Source organism: Ignavibacteriales bacterium, from assembly GCA_026390775.1.
GTDB lineage: Bacteria > Bacteroidota > Ignavibacteria > Ignavibacteriales > Melioribacteraceae > Fen-1258.
In genome coordinates this window covers 1,401,251-1,424,616 of sequence record JAPLFF010000007.1, presented here as the reverse complement: position 1 = coordinate 1,424,616, position 23,366 = coordinate 1,401,251, and the positions used below count along the sequence as shown (strand labels likewise).

Annotated in this window: 15 protein-coding genes; 8 read left to right on the top strand and 7 right to left on the bottom strand. The window is 38.1% G+C overall.

Features of this window, described 5'->3' with window-relative positions; translation table 11 throughout:
- The first annotated feature begins 11 nt into the window (after nucleotides 1-11).
- The 3 genes from NTZ27_11445 (at nucleotide 12) to NTZ27_11435 (ending at nucleotide 5,648) form a co-directional block, all read left to right on the top strand.
- Nucleotides 12-908 (top strand): efflux RND transporter periplasmic adaptor subunit, encoded by an 897-nt coding sequence (locus NTZ27_11445; GenBank protein MCX6175357.1) that lies wholly within the window; start codon nucleotides 12-14, stop codon nucleotides 906-908.
- Nucleotides 905-4,015 carry an efflux RND transporter permease subunit gene (locus NTZ27_11440; GenBank protein MCX6175356.1) on the top strand — a complete coding sequence of 1,037 codons (3,111 nt, stop codon included), beginning with the start codon at nucleotides 905-907 and terminating at the stop codon, nucleotides 4,013-4,015. The genes NTZ27_11445 and NTZ27_11440 overlap by 4 nt, the downstream gene beginning before the upstream one ends.
- 262 nt (nucleotides 4,016-4,277) lie before the next feature.
- Nucleotides 4,278-5,648 (top strand): pyridoxal-dependent decarboxylase, encoded by a 1,371-nt coding sequence (locus NTZ27_11435; protein MCX6175355.1) that lies wholly within the window; start codon nucleotides 4,278-4,280, stop codon nucleotides 5,646-5,648.
- 257 nt (nucleotides 5,649-5,905) lie between these two features.
- Here the strand turns inward: NTZ27_11435 and NTZ27_11430 are convergent, their stop codons facing one another.
- From NTZ27_11430 to NTZ27_11420, 3 genes are all read right to left on the bottom strand, one after another.
- Nucleotides 5,906-6,943, bottom strand: coding sequence for a tyrosine-type recombinase/integrase (locus NTZ27_11430; protein ID MCX6175354.1), 1,038 nt, complete (start codon nucleotides 6,941-6,943; stop codon nucleotides 5,906-5,908).
- Between the two features lie 421 nt (nucleotides 6,944-7,364).
- Complete coding sequence (locus tag NTZ27_11425; protein ID MCX6175353.1) at nucleotides 7,365-9,716, bottom strand: ATP-binding protein; 2,352 nt, start codon at nucleotides 9,714-9,716, stop codon at nucleotides 7,365-7,367.
- Between the two features lie 711 nt (nucleotides 9,717-10,427).
- Nucleotides 10,428-11,210, bottom strand: coding sequence for a hypothetical protein (locus NTZ27_11420; GenBank protein MCX6175352.1), 783 nt, complete (start codon nucleotides 11,208-11,210; stop codon nucleotides 10,428-10,430).
- A 620-nt stretch (nucleotides 11,211-11,830) separates the two neighbouring features.
- Here NTZ27_11420 and NTZ27_11415 point away from each other — a divergent pair.
- Both NTZ27_11415 and NTZ27_11410 read left to right on the top strand, forming a co-directional pair.
- Nucleotides 11,831-12,889, top strand: a complete 1,059-nt coding sequence (locus NTZ27_11415) for a hypothetical protein (protein MCX6175351.1) — start codon at nucleotides 11,831-11,833, stop codon at nucleotides 12,887-12,889.
- Between the two features lie 220 nt (nucleotides 12,890-13,109).
- Entirely contained in the window at nucleotides 13,110-14,201 is a 1,092-nt protein-coding gene (locus NTZ27_11410) for a YCF48-related protein (GenBank protein MCX6175350.1), read from the top strand.
- On the opposite strand, the gene NTZ27_11405 is transcribed toward NTZ27_11410, so the two are convergent.
- The gene (locus NTZ27_11405; GenBank protein MCX6175349.1) at nucleotides 14,202-14,771 is read right to left on the bottom strand and encodes a transglycosylase SLT domain-containing protein; all 570 of its coding nucleotides are present in this window, start codon (nucleotides 14,769-14,771) and stop codon (nucleotides 14,202-14,204) included.
- Nucleotides 14,768-14,971, bottom strand: a complete 204-nt coding sequence (locus NTZ27_11400; protein ID MCX6175348.1) for a DUF350 domain-containing protein — start codon at nucleotides 14,969-14,971, stop codon at nucleotides 14,768-14,770. The genes NTZ27_11405 and NTZ27_11400 overlap by 4 nt, the downstream gene beginning before the upstream one ends.
- Nucleotides 14,972-15,142: 171 nt before the next feature.
- Here NTZ27_11400 and NTZ27_11395 point away from each other — a divergent pair, with 171 nt between their 5' ends.
- From NTZ27_11395 to NTZ27_11385, 3 genes are read left to right on the top strand one after another with little or no spacing between them, the layout of a single operon-like run.
- Entirely contained in the window at nucleotides 15,143-16,360 is a 1,218-nt protein-coding gene (locus NTZ27_11395; GenBank protein MCX6175347.1) for a pyridoxal phosphate-dependent aminotransferase, read from the top strand.
- Entirely contained in the window at nucleotides 16,357-18,015 is a 1,659-nt protein-coding gene (gene pckA, locus NTZ27_11390) for a phosphoenolpyruvate carboxykinase (ATP) (GenBank protein MCX6175346.1), read from the top strand. Before NTZ27_11395 ends, pckA begins: the two co-directional genes overlap by 4 nt.
- A 53-nt stretch (nucleotides 18,016-18,068) precedes the next feature.
- A complete protein-coding gene (locus tag NTZ27_11385; GenBank protein ID MCX6175345.1) occupies nucleotides 18,069-18,497 on the top strand; it encodes a hypothetical protein in 429 nt (142 codons plus the stop codon).
- A 74-nt stretch (nucleotides 18,498-18,571) separates the two neighbouring features.
- On the opposite strand, the gene NTZ27_11380 is transcribed toward NTZ27_11385, so the two are convergent.
- Together NTZ27_11380 and NTZ27_11375 are read right to left on the bottom strand one after the other, a co-directional pair.
- Nucleotides 18,572-18,934, bottom strand: coding sequence for a response regulator (locus NTZ27_11380; GenBank protein MCX6175344.1), 363 nt, complete (start codon nucleotides 18,932-18,934; stop codon nucleotides 18,572-18,574).
- A 61-nt stretch (nucleotides 18,935-18,995) separates the two neighbouring features.
- The gene (locus NTZ27_11375) at nucleotides 18,996-23,021 is read right to left on the bottom strand and encodes a PAS domain S-box protein (protein MCX6175343.1); all 4,026 of its coding nucleotides are present in this window, start codon (nucleotides 23,019-23,021) and stop codon (nucleotides 18,996-18,998) included.
- Between the last annotated feature and the right edge of the window lie 345 nt (nucleotides 23,022-23,366).

Below are 23,366 nucleotides of genomic sequence, written 5' to 3'. Positions count from 1 at the left end.
GGGCTATAAATATGAAAAAGATTCTCTCATTTATCATTCTATTATCACTGTTTGCTATAAATAGCTGTGATAAACAAGAAGCGGCAGGAAATAGAAAAGCTGAAGAACTTGCTAACCATCCGCTGCCTGTAGAGATAAGTATAATAAAACAAACCGAATGGATTGAAGATGTTTCTACTTACGGTTCTGTGAAGAAGCCTGACGTAGTAGATATTTTTCCAAAAATGCCGGGAAAATTAGTCCGGCTGCTTGTACTAGAAGGACAAAAAATAAAAAACGATGATGTTATTGCAATTGTCGAGCGGGATGAAGTTGGCTTATCATTCAAACCGGTTGAAGTGAAATCTACAATCGCTGGAAAAGTTGAGACGTTGTATCTAAAGGAAGGCTCTCGCGTTTCAGACTCTAATCCCATTCTCTCAATCTCAAAGCAAGAAGATTTGAAGCTACTAGTTGAGCTTTTTGAAACCGATCTGGCAAAAGTCCGTGAGGGTCTGGAAGTTATTATTACTCTTGATGCTTTGCCGAACCGCGAATTCACCGGCAAAGTGAGTTTGATTAAGTCGAATCTCAATTCTCATAGCGGCAAAGGCGAAGTTGAAATTACATTCGATAAAAATTATTCGGAAATCATATCGGGAATGTTCGGCCGAGCGGGTATAATCATCAATAGAAAGCCGGCTCTGGCAATTGTTCCCGATGCAATAAGACGGATAAACGGCAATCGAGCTGTGTATGTTGTTAAAGACGGTATTGCAAAATTAACTTTTGTGGAACTTGGAATGCAGAAACAGTCTGCAGTCGAAATAAAAAAGGGTATTAGCGCCGGAGATACTGTTATTACATTCTCTTCGGATGAATTGAAAGACGGCTCGCGTGTGAAAATTATTGGGGGAAACCAAAAATGACAATTACAGAATTATCCATCCGTCGCCCCGTTTTTCTTTTAATGATCTTTGGTGCCATAGCTGTTTTCGGATTCATCTCGCTTTCTCGAATGGGATCTTCAATGTTCCCGGAGACCGACTTCCCAACCATTACAGTTACAACATTATACCCGGGAGCTAATCCGGAAGAGAATGAAACATCAATTACGAAACCGATTGAAGAAGCGGTCAGCACAATCAACGGCATCAAGAATGTCAGGTCGTGGTCTCGTGAAGGTGTTTCGACAGTAATTGTGGAATTCAAATTAGGACTTGACGGAAACAATGCCCGATTGGATGTGCAGAAAAAAGTTGATGAAATACGGTTCTCGCTTCCTGATGACGCCGAGATTCCAATAGTTTCAAAATGGGATGCCTCCGCCATACCGATTTTGAATATCGCAGTTTATTCTAAAACACGAACGCTTGATGAGTTGTATCTCATCGTTGATAAGCAAGTGAAGAATAGATTCCAACAAGTGGAAGGGGTTGCTGATATTCTGATCTCGGGTCAAAAAGAACGACAGATCAATATTGCTGTTGACCCGGAACAATTAGCCCAATACAAGTTGTCAATTTTAGATGTTGTGAATTCCCTGAAGATGGAGAATCTTGATGTACCGGCTGGTTCAATAGAAACAAAAACGAAAGAGCACGGCGTTAGAGTTCTGGGCAAATTCCGGAATGTTGACGCCATCAAAAAGGCGCCGATCTTTACACCCGTTGGCAAGGAAATTTACCTGCAAAACATTGCAAATGTAGATGACTCTTTTAAGAAAATGAAGAGTTTGAATCGAATAGATGGTACTTCAAGTTTGGGAATTGCAGTTCGACCACAGCCGGGTTCCAACAGCGTTCGTGTGGCTGATTTAGTAAAGCAAGAAATGGAACGACTGAAGACTCGTCTTCCTTCCGATATTCAATTCGCTATCGCATACGACCAATCGTCATTCACAAAAAATTCTATTTCTGAAGTACGCGACAATCTGCTTGAAGCTATTGTGTTGACCGGGTTCATTATTTTTATCTTTCTGCGAAACATACGGAATACAGTCATCGTTCTTTTAGCAATACCTACTTCGATTATTGCAACTTTTTCTTTGATGTACTACGCAGGATTTACATTTAATATGCTCTCGCTAATGGGACTGGCAACCTCGATAGGAATACTCGTCGACGATTCAATTGTAGTTCTTGAAAATACAAATCGGCATTTGAGTTTGGGAAAGAATCCATTTCGAGCTGCACTTGATGGAAGGAATGAGATAGGACTTGCAGCTATTGCCATCACATTGACACACATTGCAGTGTTTATTCCTATCGCTTTTATGGGCGGAATTGTCGGAAAGTTTTTTGCGCAATTCGGACTCACGATAACATTTGCAATACTCTTCTCACTTTTTGTTTCATTCACGCTCACGCCAATGTTAGCATCACGTTGGTTGAAAAAGACGGTGGATGAATCTTCTTCCAAAGAGAAAAACAAAGTGATGGAACTTCTCAAAAATAAGTATGGGAAATTAAGCGGCTGGGCACTTAGGCACAGAAAAACTGTCCTCGCCGTTACAACATTAGTATTTATAGGAAGTATTGCTCTTATTCCTTTAGGTGCAGTGAGCACCGAGTTTTTCACGCCACCTGATACAGGCGAGTTGATGGTGGAAGTTGAAACTCCTGCCGGTACTTCTCTTGAAAAAACTGACGCCGTTACAAGAATGTTGGAAGCTAAACTTGCCGCTGTGCCGGAGGTGAAATCACGATTTGTTACACTCGGCAAAGTTTCCAATGAGGAAATGACTTTAAACGGCAGTCAAGTTGGACAACTAAAACTTCTCCTCTATCAAGGCAAAAAATTTCGTTCAACTCAAGAAGTTGCCCAGGCTATACGGGAATTGGGAAAGGAAATTCCCGGTATTGCTATGCGAGTTTATCCACCCAGTATTATGGGAGGTGGCGGAGGAAATCTTCCGATTCGAATTGAAGTTGCCGGCTCAGAAACTAGGGACTTTAATATTGCATCAAAAATGATTGTGGATGCGATAAGAAACATTCCAGGTATTTTGGAAGTGTCATCATCTTGGAAAGCTGGCGCTCCGGAAATCAAAGCTGAAATTGATCCATTAAAATGCGCTGCATTAGGAATTCCTTCAGCGGTAGTTGGCGCTACGTTACGTACAGGTATTGACGGCGACATCTCAAACAAATATAAAGAAGGCGACCGCGAATACAATATGATGGTCACACTGCCGGAAGCAAAAAAGAAAAGCGCTGAGGATATTTCATCTATGAACGTCAAATCAATTTCCGGAGAGATAATCACATTAGGCCAGCTTGCACGCATTTATCAAGATTATGGTCCTGTTGAAATTCAGCGTAAAAACCACAACCGACAATTTGTTGTTACTGCGAACGTTGTTGGCAGACCTCTTGGCGATGTGAGCAATGATGTTACTGAAGCAATCAACAAATTGAATCCACCGCGAACAATTACAAAAGTTGGTCTGACGGGAGATGTAGAAATGATGGATGAAACTTTTACCAACATGACTATCGCGCTTGTGCTTTCGATTTTGTTTGTGTACATGATCATGGCTGCTCTTTTTGAATCGTTCCTCTATCCATTCGTCATCATGTTCTCACTGCCGGTCACTGTAGTCGGCGCCATCCTTGGACTAATGATAGCGGGCAAAACACTCAATCTGTTTTCAATGATTGGCGTTATTATGCTAGTGGGATTAGTTGTGATGAATGCGATCCTTTTAGTTGACTTTACCAACACATTACGCAAGCGTGGTCTGAGCCGGAATGAAGCGTTAATTGAAGCAGGCAAAACACGGCTCCGCCCAATTTTAATGACAACACTTGCGCTTATATTCGGTATGTCGCCACTTGCGTTGGAATTGGGAGCCGGTTCAGAAATGAGATCCGGTATGGCAGTAGTTATTATGGGAGGAATGATAAGTTCATCGCTTCTTACTCTAGTTTTTATTCCGGTTGTCTATTCGATTGTGGATGATATGAAAGTGTGGGTTGGGAAGTTATTGAATTTGAGAAGTGCTGAAATAAATATTGATGAAAGTCTAAAATAGCTATATGTGGAATGCAACCAATTAGCACGTATGAAGAAAAACCACATTGAAAAAGGCGCCAATGTTTTTGATTATATTTACAATTACTATTTTTAGTTTGCAATGCAGCGTTTTTCATAGAATGCAGACTGTGCAGACAGTTGAACAAGAATTTTTAATTGATAATAATTTTGTAAGAGTCATGATGTAATCTGACACTGATGACATGATGTCCACAGGCACCAGAGAAACGCCAGACTGCTAAAAAACTGGAGAGAAGATAATGAAGCACTTGTTGAAAGAAACCACTGAACGCGCGTGGCGTTATCTGGATGGACTGAATGATCGGAACGTGGCGCCAAAGCCGGAAGCCATTGCTAATCTGCGACTGCTTGATGAGCCGTTGCCTGAAGCACCCACCGACCCGGAAGCGGTCGTTGCGTTGTTGGATGAAATCGGTTCACCTGCGACGGTGGCGACGGCCGGCTCGCGCTATTTCGGCTTTGTTGTCGGCGGCTCACTCCCGGCAACGGTTGCTGCTAATTGGCTGGCTACGGTGTGGGATCAAAACGCAGGCATAGTAACTCTCTCACCGATTGCTGCTAAATTGGAAGAAGTCGCTATGCGCTGGTTGCTTGATATGCTAGGGTTATCGTCTGATTGTGGTGTAGGTTTTGTCACCTGTGCAACTCAGGCGAATTTTTCTGGTTTAGCCGCTGCAAGACATGCTCTTCTCGCCCGACAGGGCTGGGATGTCGAAGCCCGGGGCTTATTCGGTGCACCGCCGATTACAGTAGTAGTCGGAGATGAAGTCCACGTGAGTGTGCTGAGGGCTCTCATGACACTAGGTCTGGGACGCGAGCGAGTCATCAGAGTTCCAGTTGATGGTCAAGGTAGAATGCGTGCGAATTCTTTGCCGCCACTTGATGAAAATACAATCGTCTGCATTCAGGCGGGTAACGTCAACACAGGCGCATTCGACCATGCAGATGAGATCATTCCACAAGCAAAAGCTGCGGGCGCATGGGTTCACGTGGATGGTGCATTTGGATTATGGGCGGCTGTAGCACCGAATCGTAAACATCTGGTCAAGGGTTTTGCAAATGCCGACTCGTGGGCAACGGATGCCCACAAGTGGCTCAACGTGCCTTATGACAGCGGGATTGTCATCGTTCGTGAACAGTTGCACCTGCGTGCAGCATTCTCGATTACTGCCGCCTATTTAGTTCATGGAGAACAGCGTGAACCAGAAGACTATACACCGGAGTTCTCGCGCCGGGCACGCGGAGTTGAGGTGTGGGCAGCGTTACGCTCATTGGGACGAGAGGGACTTGCCGACATGATCGAGCGTACCTGCCGACATGCAACGCATTTTGCCAAAGGGTTGCACGCAGCAGGCTATAACATTCTCAACGACGTAGTCATTAATCAGGTGCTGGTTTCATTCGGAGATGCAGCGACAACGCGTCGCATCATCGCTGCCATTCAGGAAGAAGGTACTTGCTGGGCTGGTGCTTCGGTCTGGCAGGGGCACACAGCCATGCGGATCAGCATCTCGTCGTGGGCAACGACGGATCAGGATGTAGAGCGAAGCCTTGAGGCGATAATTCGCGTAGCAGAGGAGGTAAGGCAAAGCGGGTGTTTACTTCCCTAAACCTGAACTTCAACCTCTTCATACACTACATTTTATCAAATCGTCGTATACATGCGGAACGCTAGCTGAAATAGCGCGCTACTCAATCAAAAAAATGACCAGTTTTTTTACAAAGTAAAATTTGATGGGAAGAATTTCGCTAATGGTGTTTATCTCTACGGATTGCAAGCTGGAGATTTTTCACAAACTAAAAAACTTGTACTGATTAAGTAATTTTTTTAATATAAAAAATCCCTCTGATAAAGAGGGATTTCCTATTATAGAAGATTCACCGCATCTCTCAAATTTTGTTGCTGAAGGTGACTGTAAATCTGAGTTGTCGAAATCGTTTCATGACCAAGTAATTCTTTAACCACGTACAAAGAAACTCCGCGTTGGACCAACAGCGAAGCAAAAGAATGACGCAAAGTGTGGAAGTGAATTTTATCATCAAGTTTGGCGGCACGAATTGAGACTTTGAATTGTTTGCTTATGAAGTCTTCATTGAATTTTACTCCAGGGGATTTTGAAAAAACATATTCATCATTTTTAATATTGAATACTTTTGGAAAGCGATTAATAATAATCGTTTTGAGATTAGGATTAAACGGGATGATCCTTTCTTTTTTACTCTTGGTTGTGAAAAACTCTGAGCATTGAACAGTAATTTGATTCTGTTTCAGATCGACCCAAGACCACTTCATATTTACTAATTCACCAAGGCGCATACCAGTATAAAAAGCGGTAAAAAATAAATCTTTGAGATATACATCTTGTGTATTTTCCAGAATAGTTTTCAATTCAGTTTCGGAGATGAAAACCGGAAAAGCTTTAGAAACTTTTGGAGTTTTAATTTTCTTCAGTGGATTTTCTGAAAGATAATCCCAAAGAACAGCTTTACTAAAAGCTGCTTTTAGTGTACGGTAATAAAGAGCAGCTCCTCTCGGAGTTCGTGAATAAGTATGAGTGATGAATTTATCGATTGTGTGAAGTTCTAATTTACTTAATTGAAGATCTCCGGTAAATGCAATCAGCATTTTGAAAGAAAGCTTTATTGAACGAAGATAGCTTTTAGATTTTGTTGACTTAATGTGGTCAACATATTCCTCCTTGAATTTTGATAGTGAGGTAGATTTGATTTGTTGTTTGGTTTCTTTCCTTTCAGCATGTGTTAATTTACCAATACGAGAAAAGTTAGCCATGAATTTGTAGGCATCTTGAAGATTTTTCGTTTTGGTGGAAACAGTCGTTCGCTTTCCATCAACTTCATAAGTGAGTTGATAGAACGGTGATTTTTTAGATGTTGAAATGAACATAAGGTTTTACTCTCCTTATGTTCGGAAAGAATGAAGTAGGGACTGGGTAGGGACTTTGCAAAAAACTAATAATGCAAACAATAAAGCAAAGAATCCCGATTATTTGTAATCAGCAGGTCGCGGGTTCGAGTCCCATAGCCAGCTCAAAAGCCCCGAAATTCGAAAGGATTCGGGGCTTTGTTTTTATCCAACTTTTAAAACTAACCTAGACAGACCTCATTTATACACCATAACAGACGTGAACTGGGGCAAACACTATGGTAGTGATCATTATCTTTTAAAAGTCTTTTCACATTTTGTGACTAAGAAAAATTTTTCTACAGTTATATATGATTTGCAAGAAATAAATTTTCAAATAAGTAGCACAAAGTATTTGCATTTTTAAATGCGTGCAAAGTTTTGGATAACTACAACTTTCAACTTATTCCGCATTCGGCAAATTAAAATAAAAAGTACTTCCTTTTCCTAATTCACTTTCAACCCAAATCTTACCGTTATTTTTTTCAACGAATTCCTTGCACAGAATTAACCCGAGTCCGGTTCCGGACTCACTCTCAGTCCCACTTGCTGAACTAGTTACATCCAATCTGAATAGATTATCAATAGTTTTTTGATCCATGCCGACCCCAGAATCAGCAACTGCAATTTCTATATCATGTTCATTTGAAACTGCTTTCACAGAAATTGTCCCACCTTTATTTGTAAATTTTATTGCATTAGTCAGAAGATTTCTAATAATAGTGTTGAGCATATCTTCATCAGCAATAAGCGTTATATCATCGGGTAGATCATGGTTTAATTGAATCTGTTTTCTGTCCGCAGTTGCTTTAACAAGATCTAAATTTTCATGAAAAATATTGTGAAGGTTAAGTTTTTGCGGATTGAATTCAATACGGCCAGTTTGAGCACGCGACCATAGTAATAAATTCTGCAGCAAATTATGAGAAAGATCAGCAGATTTTTTCATCTCTTCGATATAATATTTTCTTTCTTCATCGTTTAGTTCTGCATAATCTGCAAGAAGCAGTTCAGAAAACCCTAAAATAGTAACAAAAGGATTTTTCAAATCATGTGCTATTATTGAAAAGAATTTATCTTTTTCTGAATTAAGTTTTGATAGTTGTTCGTTACGTTTTTTAATTTCTTTTTCTGCTAGCTTGCGTTCAATAACAATAGCAATTTGACTTCCAACGGTGTCGAGAAATTTAACATCTCGTTCAGTATATACATTCTCCTCTTCATAGTGTTGAAGAACTAAAACACCAATTGTTTTGCTTGGTGTTTGCAACGGCACACCAATCCATGACGGGCTATTTGTACCAACTAATTCGACTTCGTCTTGTTCTACGAGTTGGTCAAATAATTTTTGTGTAAGCAGTAACGATTTACCTGTCTTGAAAACGTAAGCGGAACAGCTTTTCCGCATAGCTACAGGTTCGGGAGTTGGATCGAACTTATCGACAAAATATGGAAAGCTAAAAAGTTCTGTGGTTTGATCATTAAGTGCAACAAAACAATTCTCCGCATAAATTATTTTCTTTAGAGAATTATGTATCAACTTCAGCAGTTCATCGAGATTGGCAGTTGTAGTAACGCCGTGTGTTATTTCATATAATACTCGTCGTTCTAATTCCGCCCGCTTCTGCTCCGTAACATCCTTAGCCATCCCCCGCACTATTGGCTTAGCAATACCTTCGGTTCGGAGTGTGTTATTATATTCCCAAATACGTTTTTCACCGGTTTTAGTTTGAATTATCATAAGTCCGCGTGCATGTCCAATTCTTTTTATATTATCCAAATAAACATTAAAGAGCCTTCGGTATTCCGGGACTATAATATTTTGCAAATTCATATTTATTATTTCGTCTTTAGAATAGCCGATAATTTTTAACGCAGTACCATTCGATGAGAGAAGATTTCCATCCAGGTCGTGGGTTATTATCAAGTCGCTACTGTTTTCAACCAGATCGCGGTAACTATCTTCGCTTTCGCGTAATGCTTCTTCTGAATGCATGCGCGTAGTAATCTGGCGTTCGATTGCAACAAAGAATATTATAAACATGCCCATAATAATTATGATAAGCGTTGTGCTATACCAAAGTAAGTTTGTTGAACGTTGTTCATACTTGGCGACATCTGTGGCGGTTCGTTTTTCAAACATAACATAGAATTCATCAATCGGCTTCATGATTTCAGCTTTGTTTGTATAATATGCCTCATCATTCATTATTCTTATTGCCATCTCGCGGTCGGGTTTTTTCTTTACTGTAAAGTTTCCGGAACCATCATCAAACAAACCTTTTACTGCATTCATAGCGATCATTTCTGTTTTGACCAACCCATCCGAATTCTTCTGCGCTAAGGATAATTTCTCAAACTCAGCTTTTGTAAAACCTTCTTTGATCATCAAATCTTGAAGTGATATTGCTTCACCATCGGGGCGCGGTTTCTGTCCTGTTGCCACTTTGAAATCCCAGTAGATGCGGTTGTAACTCACCGGACGAGGGCTTTTGCCATTGCGGATGTCGAGAATAGTCCAGTAGTCGCGTTCATGCTCAGTGTTGCCGGTTACAACATAAGTCCGCGCCATACGTGAAAGATCGTCCGAGCTTTGGCGCAGCTCATCCGCCAGCAAATAGGATTTGAAATGAATGTCTCGGCTCTTATTCAGATCTCCTTGATTCTGGAATTGAAAAAGAGTCAATACCATCAAAACAACAACTAATATAAATTGAATCCCCAAAAGAACTATGAATAGTTTCTTTAGAGACATGTAAACCTCTTATTTGCATTACCTGTCCATATCCAGAACTTCGTGCACATATAAAAATGCAAAAATATTTCCTTTTTGTTGGATAAAAATATTTCTTAATAAACCCAGCTGTAAATACTGCTTTAATTTGCAGCTGGGTTAATTGGTTGTGTGTGCTTAATAATTATATAAATAAATGCATTGCAGTTCAATCGGGCAAAGGGATGAAAAAGGAACTACATCTTTTAGGCAGTTAAAGGTAGTGGTTTACTCGCCAATTAATGAAGTCGTTGTGGCTATCCAAAATTCCATGACTCTTTGCACTTTTCAAAATTAATTTAATTTTCACTATGGCAAACACTATGGCAATGATTTTTCAATTATTATTTTGTTTATAGTTACGAGTTTTTGAATATTCTTTGTAATCAGCAGGTCGCGGGTTCGAGCCCCATAGCCAGCTCTAATGACCCCAAAACGAAAAGTTTTGGGGTTTTGTTTTTTAATCGCTATCAAAAAATCTATCAACTGATAATAAAATTTCTGTAAAAGGGAATTAGCGATTTATTGCTCAGCAATAACTAATAACAAAAAGTTAATCCATTCATTTTATTAATTAGGGTAATCAAGTTTGACGATTCGGACTCGAATCTTTTAGATAGAGGAGTAAAATCCCTAGACACAAACCAGAAAGTGAAAATGTGAATGTGTCTGTTTTAAGTCAACTGTACTTTTTCAAACATATTTTAGTGCTTCCTCAGCTTCTTTGCGGACGGTAAAGGCTCGATCCCAATCATAAGAATCATCTGTGCCTAAAATACGCTGACATACCAGCCGGAGTTTCTCTCGTTCCGAAGTTGTTAGATGACCATATTTAGCAAGTTTACCTAAACTCCGTACAGCTTTTGTACGAATGTTTGCATTTGTATCAGCCAGATTGATCTCCAACTTTTCTCTGAATTCTTTTCGTAGAGTCTCCGACAACTGTGACGGTGGTATAGACTCGGCAAACTTTCCAATCGCCCGGGTTGCTGTATCACGAAGTTCGCGATCGGGTGATTGAGTTGCATCAAGTGCCAGTTGAGCAGCCTGCACAATTGCGGGAGATTTTATTTTACTCAACGCATACAATATAAAGGTATGACGATCCGGATCAGATGAAGATGTGTATTCAGTAATTAATGGTTGGATCGCATCTGCGCCTATTCGTCCTAAAACATGGCTGATAACCATTTGAGCTTTCAGATCACCGGCTTCTAGATTTTCTATCAACACCGGAACAACCCACTTGCCAAAACCAACAGTTAAACTAATGGCTTCTTCAAGTACCGGAACTAGATCAGGCAGATCTAATGTATCTATATAAAAAATTGCTGATATCATTTCAAATAACGGTCTTGCTTCAGAAGATCCGATCCTAGCAATTTCTTTTTTTACTAATTCCATCCCACGGCGTAACTCTTCCGGATTATTGCTGGCTAAAAGTTTCTTTATAGTATTATATGAATTTTCTTCCATGGTTGTTTCTCCAAATTAGTTGACTCATCAGAACACTTAGGATGAACGATGGATATTAATCTTAACAAAATTTTAGAACAAAAATACTCAGTGCTAGTTGTACCTATTCAAAACTTCATCCAAATAAAAAGCACTTAATTCGTGTTTTAATCTATATTTTTATCCTCCTTAAAACAACATATCAAAATTCATTATGCTACAAAATTTTTGTTCTTTAGGTGCAATCAAATATGAGTCAATCAAATACAATCGACAAAAAATCTTTAACTTTTTAACTTCATTCACAATGCAATCAAGTTCAAAAAAATCCTCAAGAATTTTCCTATGAGGATTTGTTGTTTTATACAACATACATAAATTATTAATTACAGGTATGCTTTCAATATTTGGTGTCAAGTGTTTATAATTAGTTGTTATTTCTATTTCTTTCTTATTTCATTATTTTGATTAAAGAAAAGGAATGTGAGTATAAAAAACATTACTCTCCAAGAGCTAGCAGAAAGGATAAAATCAAAAAGATAGATTGAAATAATTTGCAGTAATTTTTTTTAAGATCGAACTGAAGACAAATTCTTTTATTGATAATATATAAATCATAATAACAAAAACGGGAGAATTGTATGTTCGATCTAATTAGTCAATACGAAATTAGTTTCGTTTGGATATTAGTTATTGCTATCCTAATCTTAGCAGGCTTTTCATATTGGTTTACAAAAGATAAGTTCGGCTATGCTTTTCTTGGAATCCTCAGAATTATAGCTTCAATTATCTACAGCCCTCTCCTCTATTTCAAAAATCGTTTTATAAGTCTCACTCAATTTGGAGAGATGGGAGATACTGGAATAACCGAGAACAAACAGTATCTCCTTAACAAGTTGTTGATTATACTGGAGGGGTTTGCAATAATAATTGGTGTTTTTGTAATCAGTACGGGATCAATTTCATCGTGGAATTCATTTCTTCCTCCTCAATATTTGCGTGTTCAGATCGAGGGCGCGGAAAAGTATATCCATTCATTGGACAGCACATTCCAGGCAGCAAAGACAAAGCTGGAGAGTTTTGATAAAGACTGGAACGGAAAGAAGGATCAATTGATAAAAAACTTCATAGATGAACGGGGGAAGAACAGATCCGCCGCAGAAAAAGAGAACATTACAATCGCAGCACAATTATCGAGCAATGTACAATTTCAGGATTTGAAAAATTACCTCGACGTGAGAAACTATCTTACAGATAAAAATTCCATTGAATATACACGGACGGATCTGGAAAATTATTTCTATTATAATTCGCCGGATGAAAATCTTAAGAACACATTTAAGAAATACGGAGATAATTGGATTACAATTAAACTTGCCGATATAGATGTTTCCAATTTTTCCGATGATGATCTACGTAATGGAATCCAGCCGGAATACTCTAACCTGAAAAATCAAGAGAGCGGTTACAACAGCGAAGTGGGCGGCTACAAAGCAAATCTCGAAAACATGAAAGCTGAAGCTAAGTACAGTTTTAAATCATTACTGATTGGACTGTTGATAACATTTCTCACATTTGTTTTATACATGTGGCTCTTAGGTTTATTGCTGGAAATGATTTTCTTAATGGTAGATTTGGCTGCCAATGTTAAGAAGATTAGATCGAATTTAGAAAGTCGTCTATTAGAAAAAAAAGAATAGTTCTTATAGAAAAATTATTCTTCTCTCTTTTGAACGAAGCGGGAAATTATTTTTTGCTAAGCAACAATATTTTTCGCTTCGTTTATAAACATATCTGATGGATACAAGTATTACAGACGGCGTAAGAGTAGGTTCAGCTTGATGTATAAGCAAATCGCAGCTATTAAAAAATTAAACATATTTCAGAATGGGATTTCTCTCTTGAACAAAAGGTAACTGCATGAAAATTGTTTTATCGTTTCTGATTATAACCATATTGTTTTTTTCTTGTACCTCTCAGCAAGAAACCGTTAAACAAAAAGAAGATAAGCCGATTGTAGCAGAGAAAAAGGGAGAATTATTTTTTTCTTTTGAGATGCAAAAATCTAAAACTAATTCTTCGCTGCGTGGTATCTCCGTAATTGATTCCTTAACAGCTTGGGCATGTGGGTCCAATGGAATATTTCTTAGGACAACAGATGGCGGCAACACTTGGACAGATGGAAAGGTTAAAGGATTTGAAGCACTTGATTTCCGTGATGTAGAAGCGTTTAATAAAAATACTGCAATTTTAATGAGTACGGATGCGCCGGCTTTCTTTTTCAAAACTACTGATGGTGGTAAATCTTGGAAAAGAAAATATATGAACAGAGATCCAAAAGTTTTTTTTGATGGGATGGCATTCTGGAACGAGAAAAACGGTATAGCTTTAAGCGATCCTATTGATGGAAAATTTTTTCTTGTGGTTACTAAAGACGGCGGCGATAATTGGGAACAATATCCTTCATTATTTATTCCTTCTCCGCAAAATGGTGAAGCCGCTTTTGCCGCAAGCGGAACATCCATTACAGTTGCCGGAAAAGATCTTGTTTGGTTCGGTACCGGCGGTGGCGAGCAAGCCAGAATTTTTCTCTCTGAAGATAACGGGGAAAATTGGAGAGCGTTTGATTCACAAATTAAAAGCGGCAGTTCTTCAAGCGGAGTTTTTTCTATCTGCTTCAAAGATGAATTAAACGGAATTGCTGTTGGCGGAGATTATAAAAACGATAAAGATAATATTGCAAACATTTCAATAACCGATGACGGCGGTTTAAGCTGGCAGTCTGTAAAATCAAATCAGCCGAATGGTTTTAGATCTTGCGTTAGCTGGAACGAGAAATACAAATTTTATTTAACCACCGGTACATCGGGAACAGATTATTCAATTGATAACGGAAAAACTTGGAAGGCAATTGACTCGCGTAGTTTTAACAGCATCGGTATTTCTAAATCAGACGGCAGTTGTTTTATGGTTGGTGATAAAGGAGTGATCGCAAAAATTAAAATAAAATAATTATTTGGTCTTCTTTAGTTTCTCGTGAAAGTTATTAATCCTCTCTACATAATTTAATGTCTCTTCGTATTTCCATCGAGGCACTTGCTTGGCTACATTTGTAATTGATTTCCAAGAAGTATGATCTAAACTATTATCTTTTGCTTTTGATTGAGCTTTCATTATAGTTCCGCGTCCGGCATTGTAACTACCGTAAGTAAAATTCAGCTTATTAGAATCTGCTTCGATCTCCTTCCAAGCTTTATATAAAGTTCTATCATAATAGATTCCGGCGCCAATATTCCATTCCGGATCTTCAATCTGTGTAAATTCTGAATTAATACTTTGAACTTCTTGAAAGGTTGAAGGCATTAATTGCATTATTCCTCTAGCTCCTACTTGACTTACTGCATCGGGAGTTAAACCGCTTTCAGCCATTCCCTGTGCCTTAAATATTTTCCAATCAAATCCGGGACCGAAAAATCTCTTGCTGTACTTTTTAAAAGTATCATCGTACTTGGAAAAATGTTTTTGAGGATAGACATTACCGCACAAAAAGAGAATTAATACAATGCACAATACTTTTTTCAATTTAACGAACCTCCGATTATCAAAGCGATCGCAATAAAAAGAGCGGCGATAAAAATGGCTACGGCTATATTGCCCTTTTTCAATTCGTCTTCAAAATTTATTTTAGGTGACAAAAGATCAAACACCTTGTAAGAAGCAAACATCAAGACCACACCTATTACGGCATACATAAGATTGAGTAAAATGATTGTCCATTCCATACTAACTCCAATTAGTTCTTATTAACTGATATGAATTTACAGTAAAAGCCGTTGATAAATCAAGCATCAACAAAATGAAACAACGCCAAAATCCACTTGCTAATCTTACCAATAGCCGATAAGTTTCGGGCGCAAATATTCTTTTTAGAACAAATCAATCACAGGTTAAATATGAGTCTAAGTCAAATCGCAAGAGCAATTAAAGCTTCCCCAACATTAGCATTGAATGAAAAGGCAGCGATCTTAAGAGAGAAAGGAGATCCGGTAATTCATCTTGGCGGTGGCGAACCAAAAAGCAGAGCCCCCATGGATGCACTGCTCGCAGCAGTTAATTCACTTAATACCGGAGAAGTTCGTTACACACCTGCCGATGGAATTCCGGAATTGAAAAAAGCAATTATCCGTTATACGGAAGAATTTTATCATCGTAAAGTAAATCCGGAAAATGTAATTGCATCCGGTGGAGCTAAACAATCCATTATGGTAGCAATGCAGGCAATCTTAAATCCGCAGGAAGAAATTATTTATCCAGCTCCTTATTGGGTTAGTTATCCCGATATGGCAAAACTTTGCGGCGCAATTGGAGTTGCTGCATTACCGGAAGACGGAACTTTTTATCCACGACTAAAAGATATTGAACTGCGTACTGGTTCATACACAAGAGCCGTAATTATCAATAGTCCGAACAATCCTTCCGGCGCTATGTACTCAGAAGAATTTATTTCTGACATTGTTAATTTCTGCGAAAAGAAAGATCTCTATTTGATCATGGATGATATTTATCATCGTCTTGTATTCGATGGAAAGAAACCGTTCAGCGCTTACGATTACACAAAAAAATCTGTTGAGAATTCTAAGATCATTATTGTGAACGGGGTATCAAAACAATATGCTATGACAGGATTCAGAATTGGCTGGGCTGTTGGAAATAAAAAAGTTATCGAAGCAATGTCGAACATTCAAGGACATCAAACTTCCGGACCTTCGGTTCTTCTTCAGAAAGCAGCAGCCGGCGCTCTTAACGGAATTCAATCAGGCGTTGAAAGTTTACGCGTTACGTTAGAAAACAACCGCAATGTTTTGATCGAGCAGCTCCGTTCATTCAGCGGAGTTAAAGTTCATGTACCGGATGGAACTTTCTATTGCTTCGCAGATTTTTCGGCTTATGAAAAAGATTCTCAAAAACTTTCTTCATTCTTAATTGATAAGGTTATGGTGTTAACCGTACCGGGAAAGGAATTCGGTTTAGATGGTTATTTAAGAATTAGTTACTGCGGAACGATCAAAGATATAACTGAAGGAGTCGAAAGAATGAAATGGGCTCTCGATCCGAATTCACCTAACGAACTTTATATTGGCGATAGAAAATTAGTGAGGGATTGGTCATGAGTAAATATTTAGAATTCAATACTCCTGCAACAAAGCAAGCTTTAGATCTTGCTTCTGATTTCCGTTTGAAGAATCAAGGGTTAACAAATCTTGATCGTGTTTTTTGGAATCTACCCGACGAAGCTTTGTATGAAGAAATAATTTTTAGAAATGAAGGCAGGATTGCTAAATCGGGACCTGTTATTGTAAATACAGGAAAACACACTGCTCGTGCGGCGGCGGATAAATTTGTCGTTCATGAAGAATCAACCGCGAAAGATATTTGGTGGGGAACTTACAACCGTCCTTATACTCATTCAATGTGGTCTCAATTAATGGGACGTTTGCAAGCTTGGGTTCAAGGTGAAGAATTGTTTGTTCAAGATTGTTACGCCGGTGCAGACCCTGAATACAAAATGCCAGTTCGTATCATAACAGAAAAAGCATGGCATAGTTTATTTGCACGTAATATGTTTTTAACTACGAACGACAAAGATGAATTGAAAAAATTTGTTCCGGAGTTTACTGTTATTGCAGTTCCCGGATTCAAAGTAGATCCGATAACTGACGGCACACGATCGGACACAGCGATCATTCTAAACTTCGACCAGAGAACAGCTATTATAGCAAACACACTTTACGCCGGTGAAATCAAAAAATCTGTTTTCTCCGTTTTAAATTTCTTACTTACTTATGAAGACGTACTGCCAATGCACTGCTCAGCAAACGTTGGAGATAAAGGAGATGCTGCATTATTCTTCGGATTAAGCGGTACCGGTAAAACAACTTTATCTGCAGATCCAAAACGTAAACTTATCGGTGATGATGAACATGGCTGGAGTAATCAAGGTGTATTTAATTTTGAAGCCGGATGCTATGCAAAAGTTATCCGTCTCTCTGCTGAAAATGAACCACAGATACATGAGACAACGCATCGCTTCGGAACAATTTTAGAAAATGTTGTTTGGGATCCGACAACACGCAATATTGATCTCGATGATGATACAATAACAGAAAATACACGCGCCTCATACCCAATTGATTTTATCCCGAATGTAATTAAAGAAGGTTACGTTCACACTCATCCCAAGAATATAATTTTCTTAACTTGTGATGCATCAGGCGTTATGCCCCCGATCGCAAAATTAAATCCGGAACAAGCACAGTATCATTTTATTAGTGGGTACACTTCAAAGATCGCCGGAACGGAAATTGGTTTAGGCATTGAACCACAGATAACTTTTTCTGCATGTTTCGGCGGACCTTTTATGGTTCGTCATCCTTCGGATTATGCGGCAATGCTGAAACAAAGAATGTTAAAACACAGCGCTAATGTTTGGCTGGTTAACACTGGCTGGGTAGGCGGAAGATTTGGCGTTGGTAAACGCATTAGTATTCGCCACACAAGAAATCTTTTAAACGCAGCTCTAGAAGGAAAATTAGACAAGGTTAAATATCGCAAGGATAAATTATTCGGCTACGAAGTTCCTGTAACTTGCCCTGATGTTCCGGAAGATGTTTTATTCCCGGAAAACTCATGGGGAAGTAAAGATGAGTACTGGAAAAAGTATGATGCACTTGCGGCACGTTTCCAAGACAACTTCAAACTATTTGAAAAAGGTTGTTCGCAAGAAGTTATTAATGCCGGACCAAAGAGACTTTCACAAACAAAATAGATTTATTACCGGAGTTTGTAAAAGCTCCGGTTCGATTTTTTAAGGAGGATAAAATGAGAATTACAAAATCATTTTTGATTCTAGGAATAGCGGGATTGATTCTTGTCTCCGGTTGTAATAATAATGTTGATTTAGTAACCCCTTCTTTAAGCGACAGCTTAATTGAGAACACACCGGCAATAGTTAACAAACAAGATAATTTTACTTTTGCAGTTAAAGCGAAAAACTATGACGAAACTTCTGATTACACTTTAACACTTAATTCTACAAACTTAGATGTTGCATTAGCAGTTGGTAATTATACATTAGGCAGAATTGTTATTGAAATTTATAACAAAGACAATATTAAAATATTTCAAGGTAATTATGTTGGGGGTGTTGCTTTGGTTCAAGGGGTAACTTCAGAAACTTTTCCGACAAAGATTCATTTTACACTTACAAAAGTTTCTGCATCGGTTAGTCTGGCAATAAAAACAAAATAATTTTCTACTTTGAATAAATTATTTTTGAATTACATTTTTCCCGCTTGAATATGAGAAACCCCTTTTTATAAATCTTATCTAATTAATGAAGCCACAGCTTCTTTAAGTACTTTATTTGAAACTGGTTTAGTTATAAAAAGATCAGATCCGGATTCCATTGCGGTTTGCCTCAACTTAGTTTGTGCATGTGCGGTTAGACAAAGTATGGGTGTACCGGTAAATTGCGGTGCGGCTTTAATCTCTTTTGTTAATTCCAATCCATTCTTAATTCCTTTTAATGCTACATCCATTATTATTATATCGTACTTCTTTTCTGAGTATTTTTCATAATATTCTTCGGCGGATTCACAAAAAACTATTTCATAATCACTTTTAAATATTCTTCTTAAAACATTCTGAGATAAAATATCATCTTCTACAACTAACATTTTTTTCATTTGAATCTCCTAAATTGTCATTGCCCGCCAAAAGTACGACGGGTAAACTCTTGATCATGATCTAACTCTTAAATATTATTCTAAAAGTTGTGCCTACATTTTTTTCGCTCTCTACTTCTATTGCGGCATTGTTTATGTCACAATAGTTTTTTACAAGTGTTAATCCAAGTCCGCTGCCATCATAACTTCTCGTAAACCCTTGCTCTTCCTGAAGGAATGGTTCAAATAGTTTCGGAAGAAATTCTTTACTCATTCCTATTCCGGTATCTTTGATCTCTACCATAATATTATCGGTTTTATTCTTTAATAAAAGTATTTCTACTTTACCCTTTTTTGTGTACTTGATGGCGTTATCTATCAAGTTGGCGAAGATTTGTGTTATACTGTAAGAGTCGGCAATAACATTCGCATCTCTTTCTTTACAACTATATATAAACTCTAATCCTTTCTGTTTGGCTAAAAGTTGATGCTCTTTATATAATTTATTAAGTATCTCAGAATTGAGGTCAACTTTTATTTTGTAAGGATTATAACCGCTGGTTTGTAATTCTGCTACGTTAAGTATCAAATCTACAGTTCTAATAATTCTTTTCGAAGCCAGATCAATTCCATCAAAACATTCGCGAGTGTCGGAATTCGTTTTTTCACCATATAAATCTTTAAGGTAATCTACATTCCCGGTCATTATATTTATAGGAGTTCTAATCTCGTGCGACATTTGTGCAAGAAATTCTGATTTCAGTTTATCGGATTGTTCAGCTAATTCTTTTGCAGTTTTCATTTTTTCTTCGGCAACTTTCCGTTGAGTAAGATCAACGTACATGCTATAAATACCAACTACTTTATCATTTGCAATTGCCGGTACGCCAATGATTTGAACATAAACAAGAGTACCATCCTTTATCATACGGTAACTTTCTTTATTTATCTGATTGCCTCCGTGTGTTTCATTTGAATAGGTTTCTGCTTCTTCTTTCAATTCGGGTGGGACTATTAAGTCGTTAATAAACTTTCCTTTAATTTCTTCGAGGAAATAACCGAACAGTGCTGAAAACGATTCGTTGATATGAACAACTTTATCTTGATCGTCTAACAAAGCAATTGCAATCGGTGAGTTTTCGAATAATTGTGCAAATTTATTTTTTTGAAAAATAATTTCTTCTTCGGCACGTTTTCGCTGTGTAATATCGTGTGCTACTCCTTGTAGACCAACTACCTTATTATTTCTTATGATTGGGTTTTCATAGGCTTCGAGAAAAATAATATTTCCATTAGCGTGAGTTATTTCCAAGAACGCAGGTCCTTCAGTATATTCGCCGCGAAGATGAGCATGTGTTCTTCTCTTAGCCGACTGGTTTATTTCGGAATCGGTAACAAACCAATGGTTTTGCTCACACCACTGCTCAACTGTATGTCCAGTAATCTCTTTAACGGAAGGAGATATATATTGAATATTAGCATTAGCATCCTGCACATAGAAGAATAAATGGGGTGTGCCTTCCACAAGCATCTGCATTTTTTCTTTAATTTGAATTATTTCTTCTTCGGCACGCTTGCGTTCAGTAATGTCTTTCGCAACTCCAATTAGTCCTAAAGGTTTGCCATCTTTATCATTAATAGCTGTTGTAGAAAGATAAATAGGAAATTCACTTCCGTCCTTTCTTTTATTCCACAATTCACCATTCCATCCTCCGAGTAATGTGGCAGGTAATATTGCACTAACTAATTCCGGCGGATTGTTTGATGACCGAACAATATGCATATCCTTTCCGATTAATTCTTCTTCTGAATAACCATAAGTCTTCAAAAAGGATTGGTTAACAAAAATAAGTTTGTCTTTTAGATCAGTGATACTCACACATTCATTAACACTTCTGAGAGCATAAGCAAGCATCTTAATTTCTTCTTCTGCTTGTTTGCGTTCGGTTATATTTTGACAAGCGATGTGTATATCTATCCGACCGTTTTCTTCCACAACGCGAGCAACCTCATGCACCCACAGTATCTGTCCGTTTTTATGAACTTTGCGCAATTCCCAATCATATATTTTATCGGGATTCTGAAGACAAGTTTCTACTTGTTTGAGAACGATGGGTTTATCTTCATCATAGAAAATATCTAATACTGATTTGCCGACCAACTCCTCAACCGTGTAACCTAATTCAGCAGCACCGAATCGGTTTACCGAGATTGTTTTACCGGAGAGATCAATAGTGAAATTCATTACAGGCACATGCTCGTACAAATTTCGATAACGTGCTTCACTGGAAAGCAGTGCTTCCTCTGCACGTTTGCGTTCGGTTATATCTCTTGCAATCCCTTCGATAGCAAATACTCTCCCTTTATCATCATACAAAGGAGTTTCCGTAACCTTTAACCGGCGGATACTTTTATCTTTGTGGTAAATCTCTACTTCGTACGGAGCCTGCTGTTTTCCTTGAATACTCAATTCGGTACGCTTTACAGCTTCTTTATTGATAGAGTTGTCGGTATGATGCTCGGTGTGGTGAGCCAAGAATTCTTGTTTAGAATAGCCAAGAATATCAGTCATGGAATTACTCACATAGGTGAACACTCCATCTCTGCCATGTCGGTAAAAGAAATATTCCTTGCCAAGGTTTTCCACCAGATGTCGATATTTCTCCTCGCTCGCTTTTAGTGATTCCTCCGCTTGCATTTGTTCTGTGATGTCTCGTCCAAAACTGACAGTTTCTACAACACTGCCATCTTGATATATTGGTACAGTGTTCACAGAAAGGATTACAATCTTACCATGGATGTCATATATGCGCACATCAAAGCTCTGTGATATACCTTTTAGTGTTTGAAGAAATATTTCCTCTGCTTTCTGCAAATCCTCGTGAAAAATAAGAGGGATAAAACTTTTTCCAATCCAGTCCGAAATTTTGTGACCAGTAAGTTTTTCACCACTGCTGTTGATGAATGTGAAATTGCCTTGTGTGTTCAATGTCCAAACAATGTCATGTGCAAACTCAATCATAGTGCGGTACCGCTTTTCTGATTCGCGTATTTTATTTTCTAACTCATGGTTCTCCATCCATTGCTTTGCTTCTTCCTGCGCTCTAATCTTTAACCGATTGCTGCGGTAGATTAGTGAAAATCCTCCGATAAATGTTAGAGTGATTATACCTATAAGGAATATTGTCATATATAAATTCTTATTGACGAAGCCGGAAACTTCTTCAGAGGGAATGCTGATAACAATTTTCCATGAAATATTCATAATCTCTGTAGTAGAAAAACTCGCAAGTTTCTTTGGTCTTTCTTTAAGAGCATATTCAACGGCGCCTTCGTTCCCGGAAAGTATAGTTTTAACATGATCGAATGAAACATGACACTTAAAACAAGTTTCATCCTGCAAGCGGATATTTCTCAAAACCATTTCCGGATGTTCGCTGTGGAAAAGTACCGTTCCGTTTCTATCCAGGACATATGCATGTCCACTAGTAGTATATGCTCTCACAAACGGAAGAAAGGTGGAAACAATTTCCTCTAAATCTATAGTTGAAGTAACAATACCTATAAACTTATGCGTAGGTTGCTGAGAACGTGCATTCTTTACCTCTTGATAAATAGGTGCGGCAATAAGAAAACGAAAATAAGGAAGAGGCGTTGTTGTATCATCTGTCTTTCGTATGAGTGACGAAACGAATTGTTTCCCTTTGTTTTCTTTTTTGGTTGCCCACTGAAAGAAATCTAAATTTCCGTAATTCCGACCGATTACATCTTTAGCTGTTGAGTAGATGATAGTTCCTTTTTCATCATAAACACTAACCGCTTTGACGAAATCTTTCTTAACGTAATTGAAGAACGTTTGTATATCTGCTGTCATCTTTTTTATATCACGATTTTGAAACGATGGGAAATATGAGAATGAATTAACATCATAAGCTCTATCGTGTAGGTAAGATTCAATCTCTCTTGCAAGCCGGCGTGCATCTAACAGCTGTTCAGCTTGAAACCGCTGGACAACCTCTTTCTCGTTTGTTGAATGAAGGTATAATAAAATAATTACTGTTATTATTAAGATAACAGCAGTAGCAACAATGATAAGTTTTGTTTTCATGGCACTTTTCAAATTGTGTTTAGTGTGCAAATAAGCATATAAGCCTTTTCGTTTTGTCTTAGTATGTCACCTTAAGCAAGGTGTCATTCTGATCCCGATTCATCGGGAGAAGAATCTGGTTTTTGTAATTAGATTCTTCGTCACTGCGTTCCTCAGAATGACAAATTGATGCTTTTAAAGTGAACTCAAGATTTTCTTCTTAGCCAAAAGATACTCGACGATTTTTTATATATGCTTGTTTTAATCTAACACTAATTTGAGAGGTCGGATTTTCTTTAGTAGATATTCCTTAAGGATACCAATATTTAAACCAAGTATTTTAGCGGAGATCTGGTTTGAAACTGA

What these genes read in the sequence shown, in the direction of transcription:
- NTZ27_11445 (MCX6175357.1), top strand. Translation starts at nt 12, where the DNA reads ATGAAAAAGATTCTCTCATTTATCATTCTATTATCACTGTTTGCTATA.
- NTZ27_11440 (MCX6175356.1), top strand. Translation starts at nt 905, where the DNA reads ATGACAATTACAGAATTATCCATCCGTCGCCCCGTTTTTCTTTTAATG.
- NTZ27_11435 (MCX6175355.1), top strand. Translation starts at nt 4,278, where the DNA reads ATGAAGCACTTGTTGAAAGAAACCACTGAACGCGCGTGGCGTTATCTG.
- NTZ27_11430 (MCX6175354.1), bottom strand. Translation starts at nt 6,943, where the DNA reads ATGTTCATTTCAACATCTAAAAAATCACCGTTCTATCAACTCACTTAT.
- NTZ27_11425 (MCX6175353.1), bottom strand. Translation starts at nt 9,716, where the DNA reads ATGTCTCTAAAGAAACTATTCATAGTTCTTTTGGGGATTCAATTTATA.
- NTZ27_11420 (MCX6175352.1), bottom strand. Translation starts at nt 11,210, where the DNA reads ATGGAAGAAAATTCATATAATACTATAAAGAAACTTTTAGCCAGCAAT.
- NTZ27_11415 (MCX6175351.1), top strand. Translation starts at nt 11,831, where the DNA reads ATGTTCGATCTAATTAGTCAATACGAAATTAGTTTCGTTTGGATATTA.
- NTZ27_11410 (MCX6175350.1), top strand. Translation starts at nt 13,110, where the DNA reads ATGAAAATTGTTTTATCGTTTCTGATTATAACCATATTGTTTTTTTCT.
- NTZ27_11400 (MCX6175348.1), bottom strand. Translation starts at nt 14,971, where the DNA reads ATGGAATGGACAATCATTTTACTCAATCTTATGTATGCCGTAATAGGT.
- NTZ27_11395 (MCX6175347.1), top strand. Translation starts at nt 15,143, where the DNA reads ATGAGTCTAAGTCAAATCGCAAGAGCAATTAAAGCTTCCCCAACATTA.
- pckA (MCX6175346.1), top strand. Translation starts at nt 16,357, where the DNA reads ATGAGTAAATATTTAGAATTCAATACTCCTGCAACAAAGCAAGCTTTA.
- NTZ27_11385 (MCX6175345.1), top strand. Translation starts at nt 18,069, where the DNA reads ATGAGAATTACAAAATCATTTTTGATTCTAGGAATAGCGGGATTGATT.
- NTZ27_11380 (MCX6175344.1), bottom strand. Translation starts at nt 18,934, where the DNA reads ATGAAAAAAATGTTAGTTGTAGAAGATGATATTTTATCTCAGAATGTT.
- NTZ27_11375 (MCX6175343.1), bottom strand. Translation starts at nt 23,021, where the DNA reads ATGAAAACAAAACTTATCATTGTTGCTACTGCTGTTATCTTAATAATA.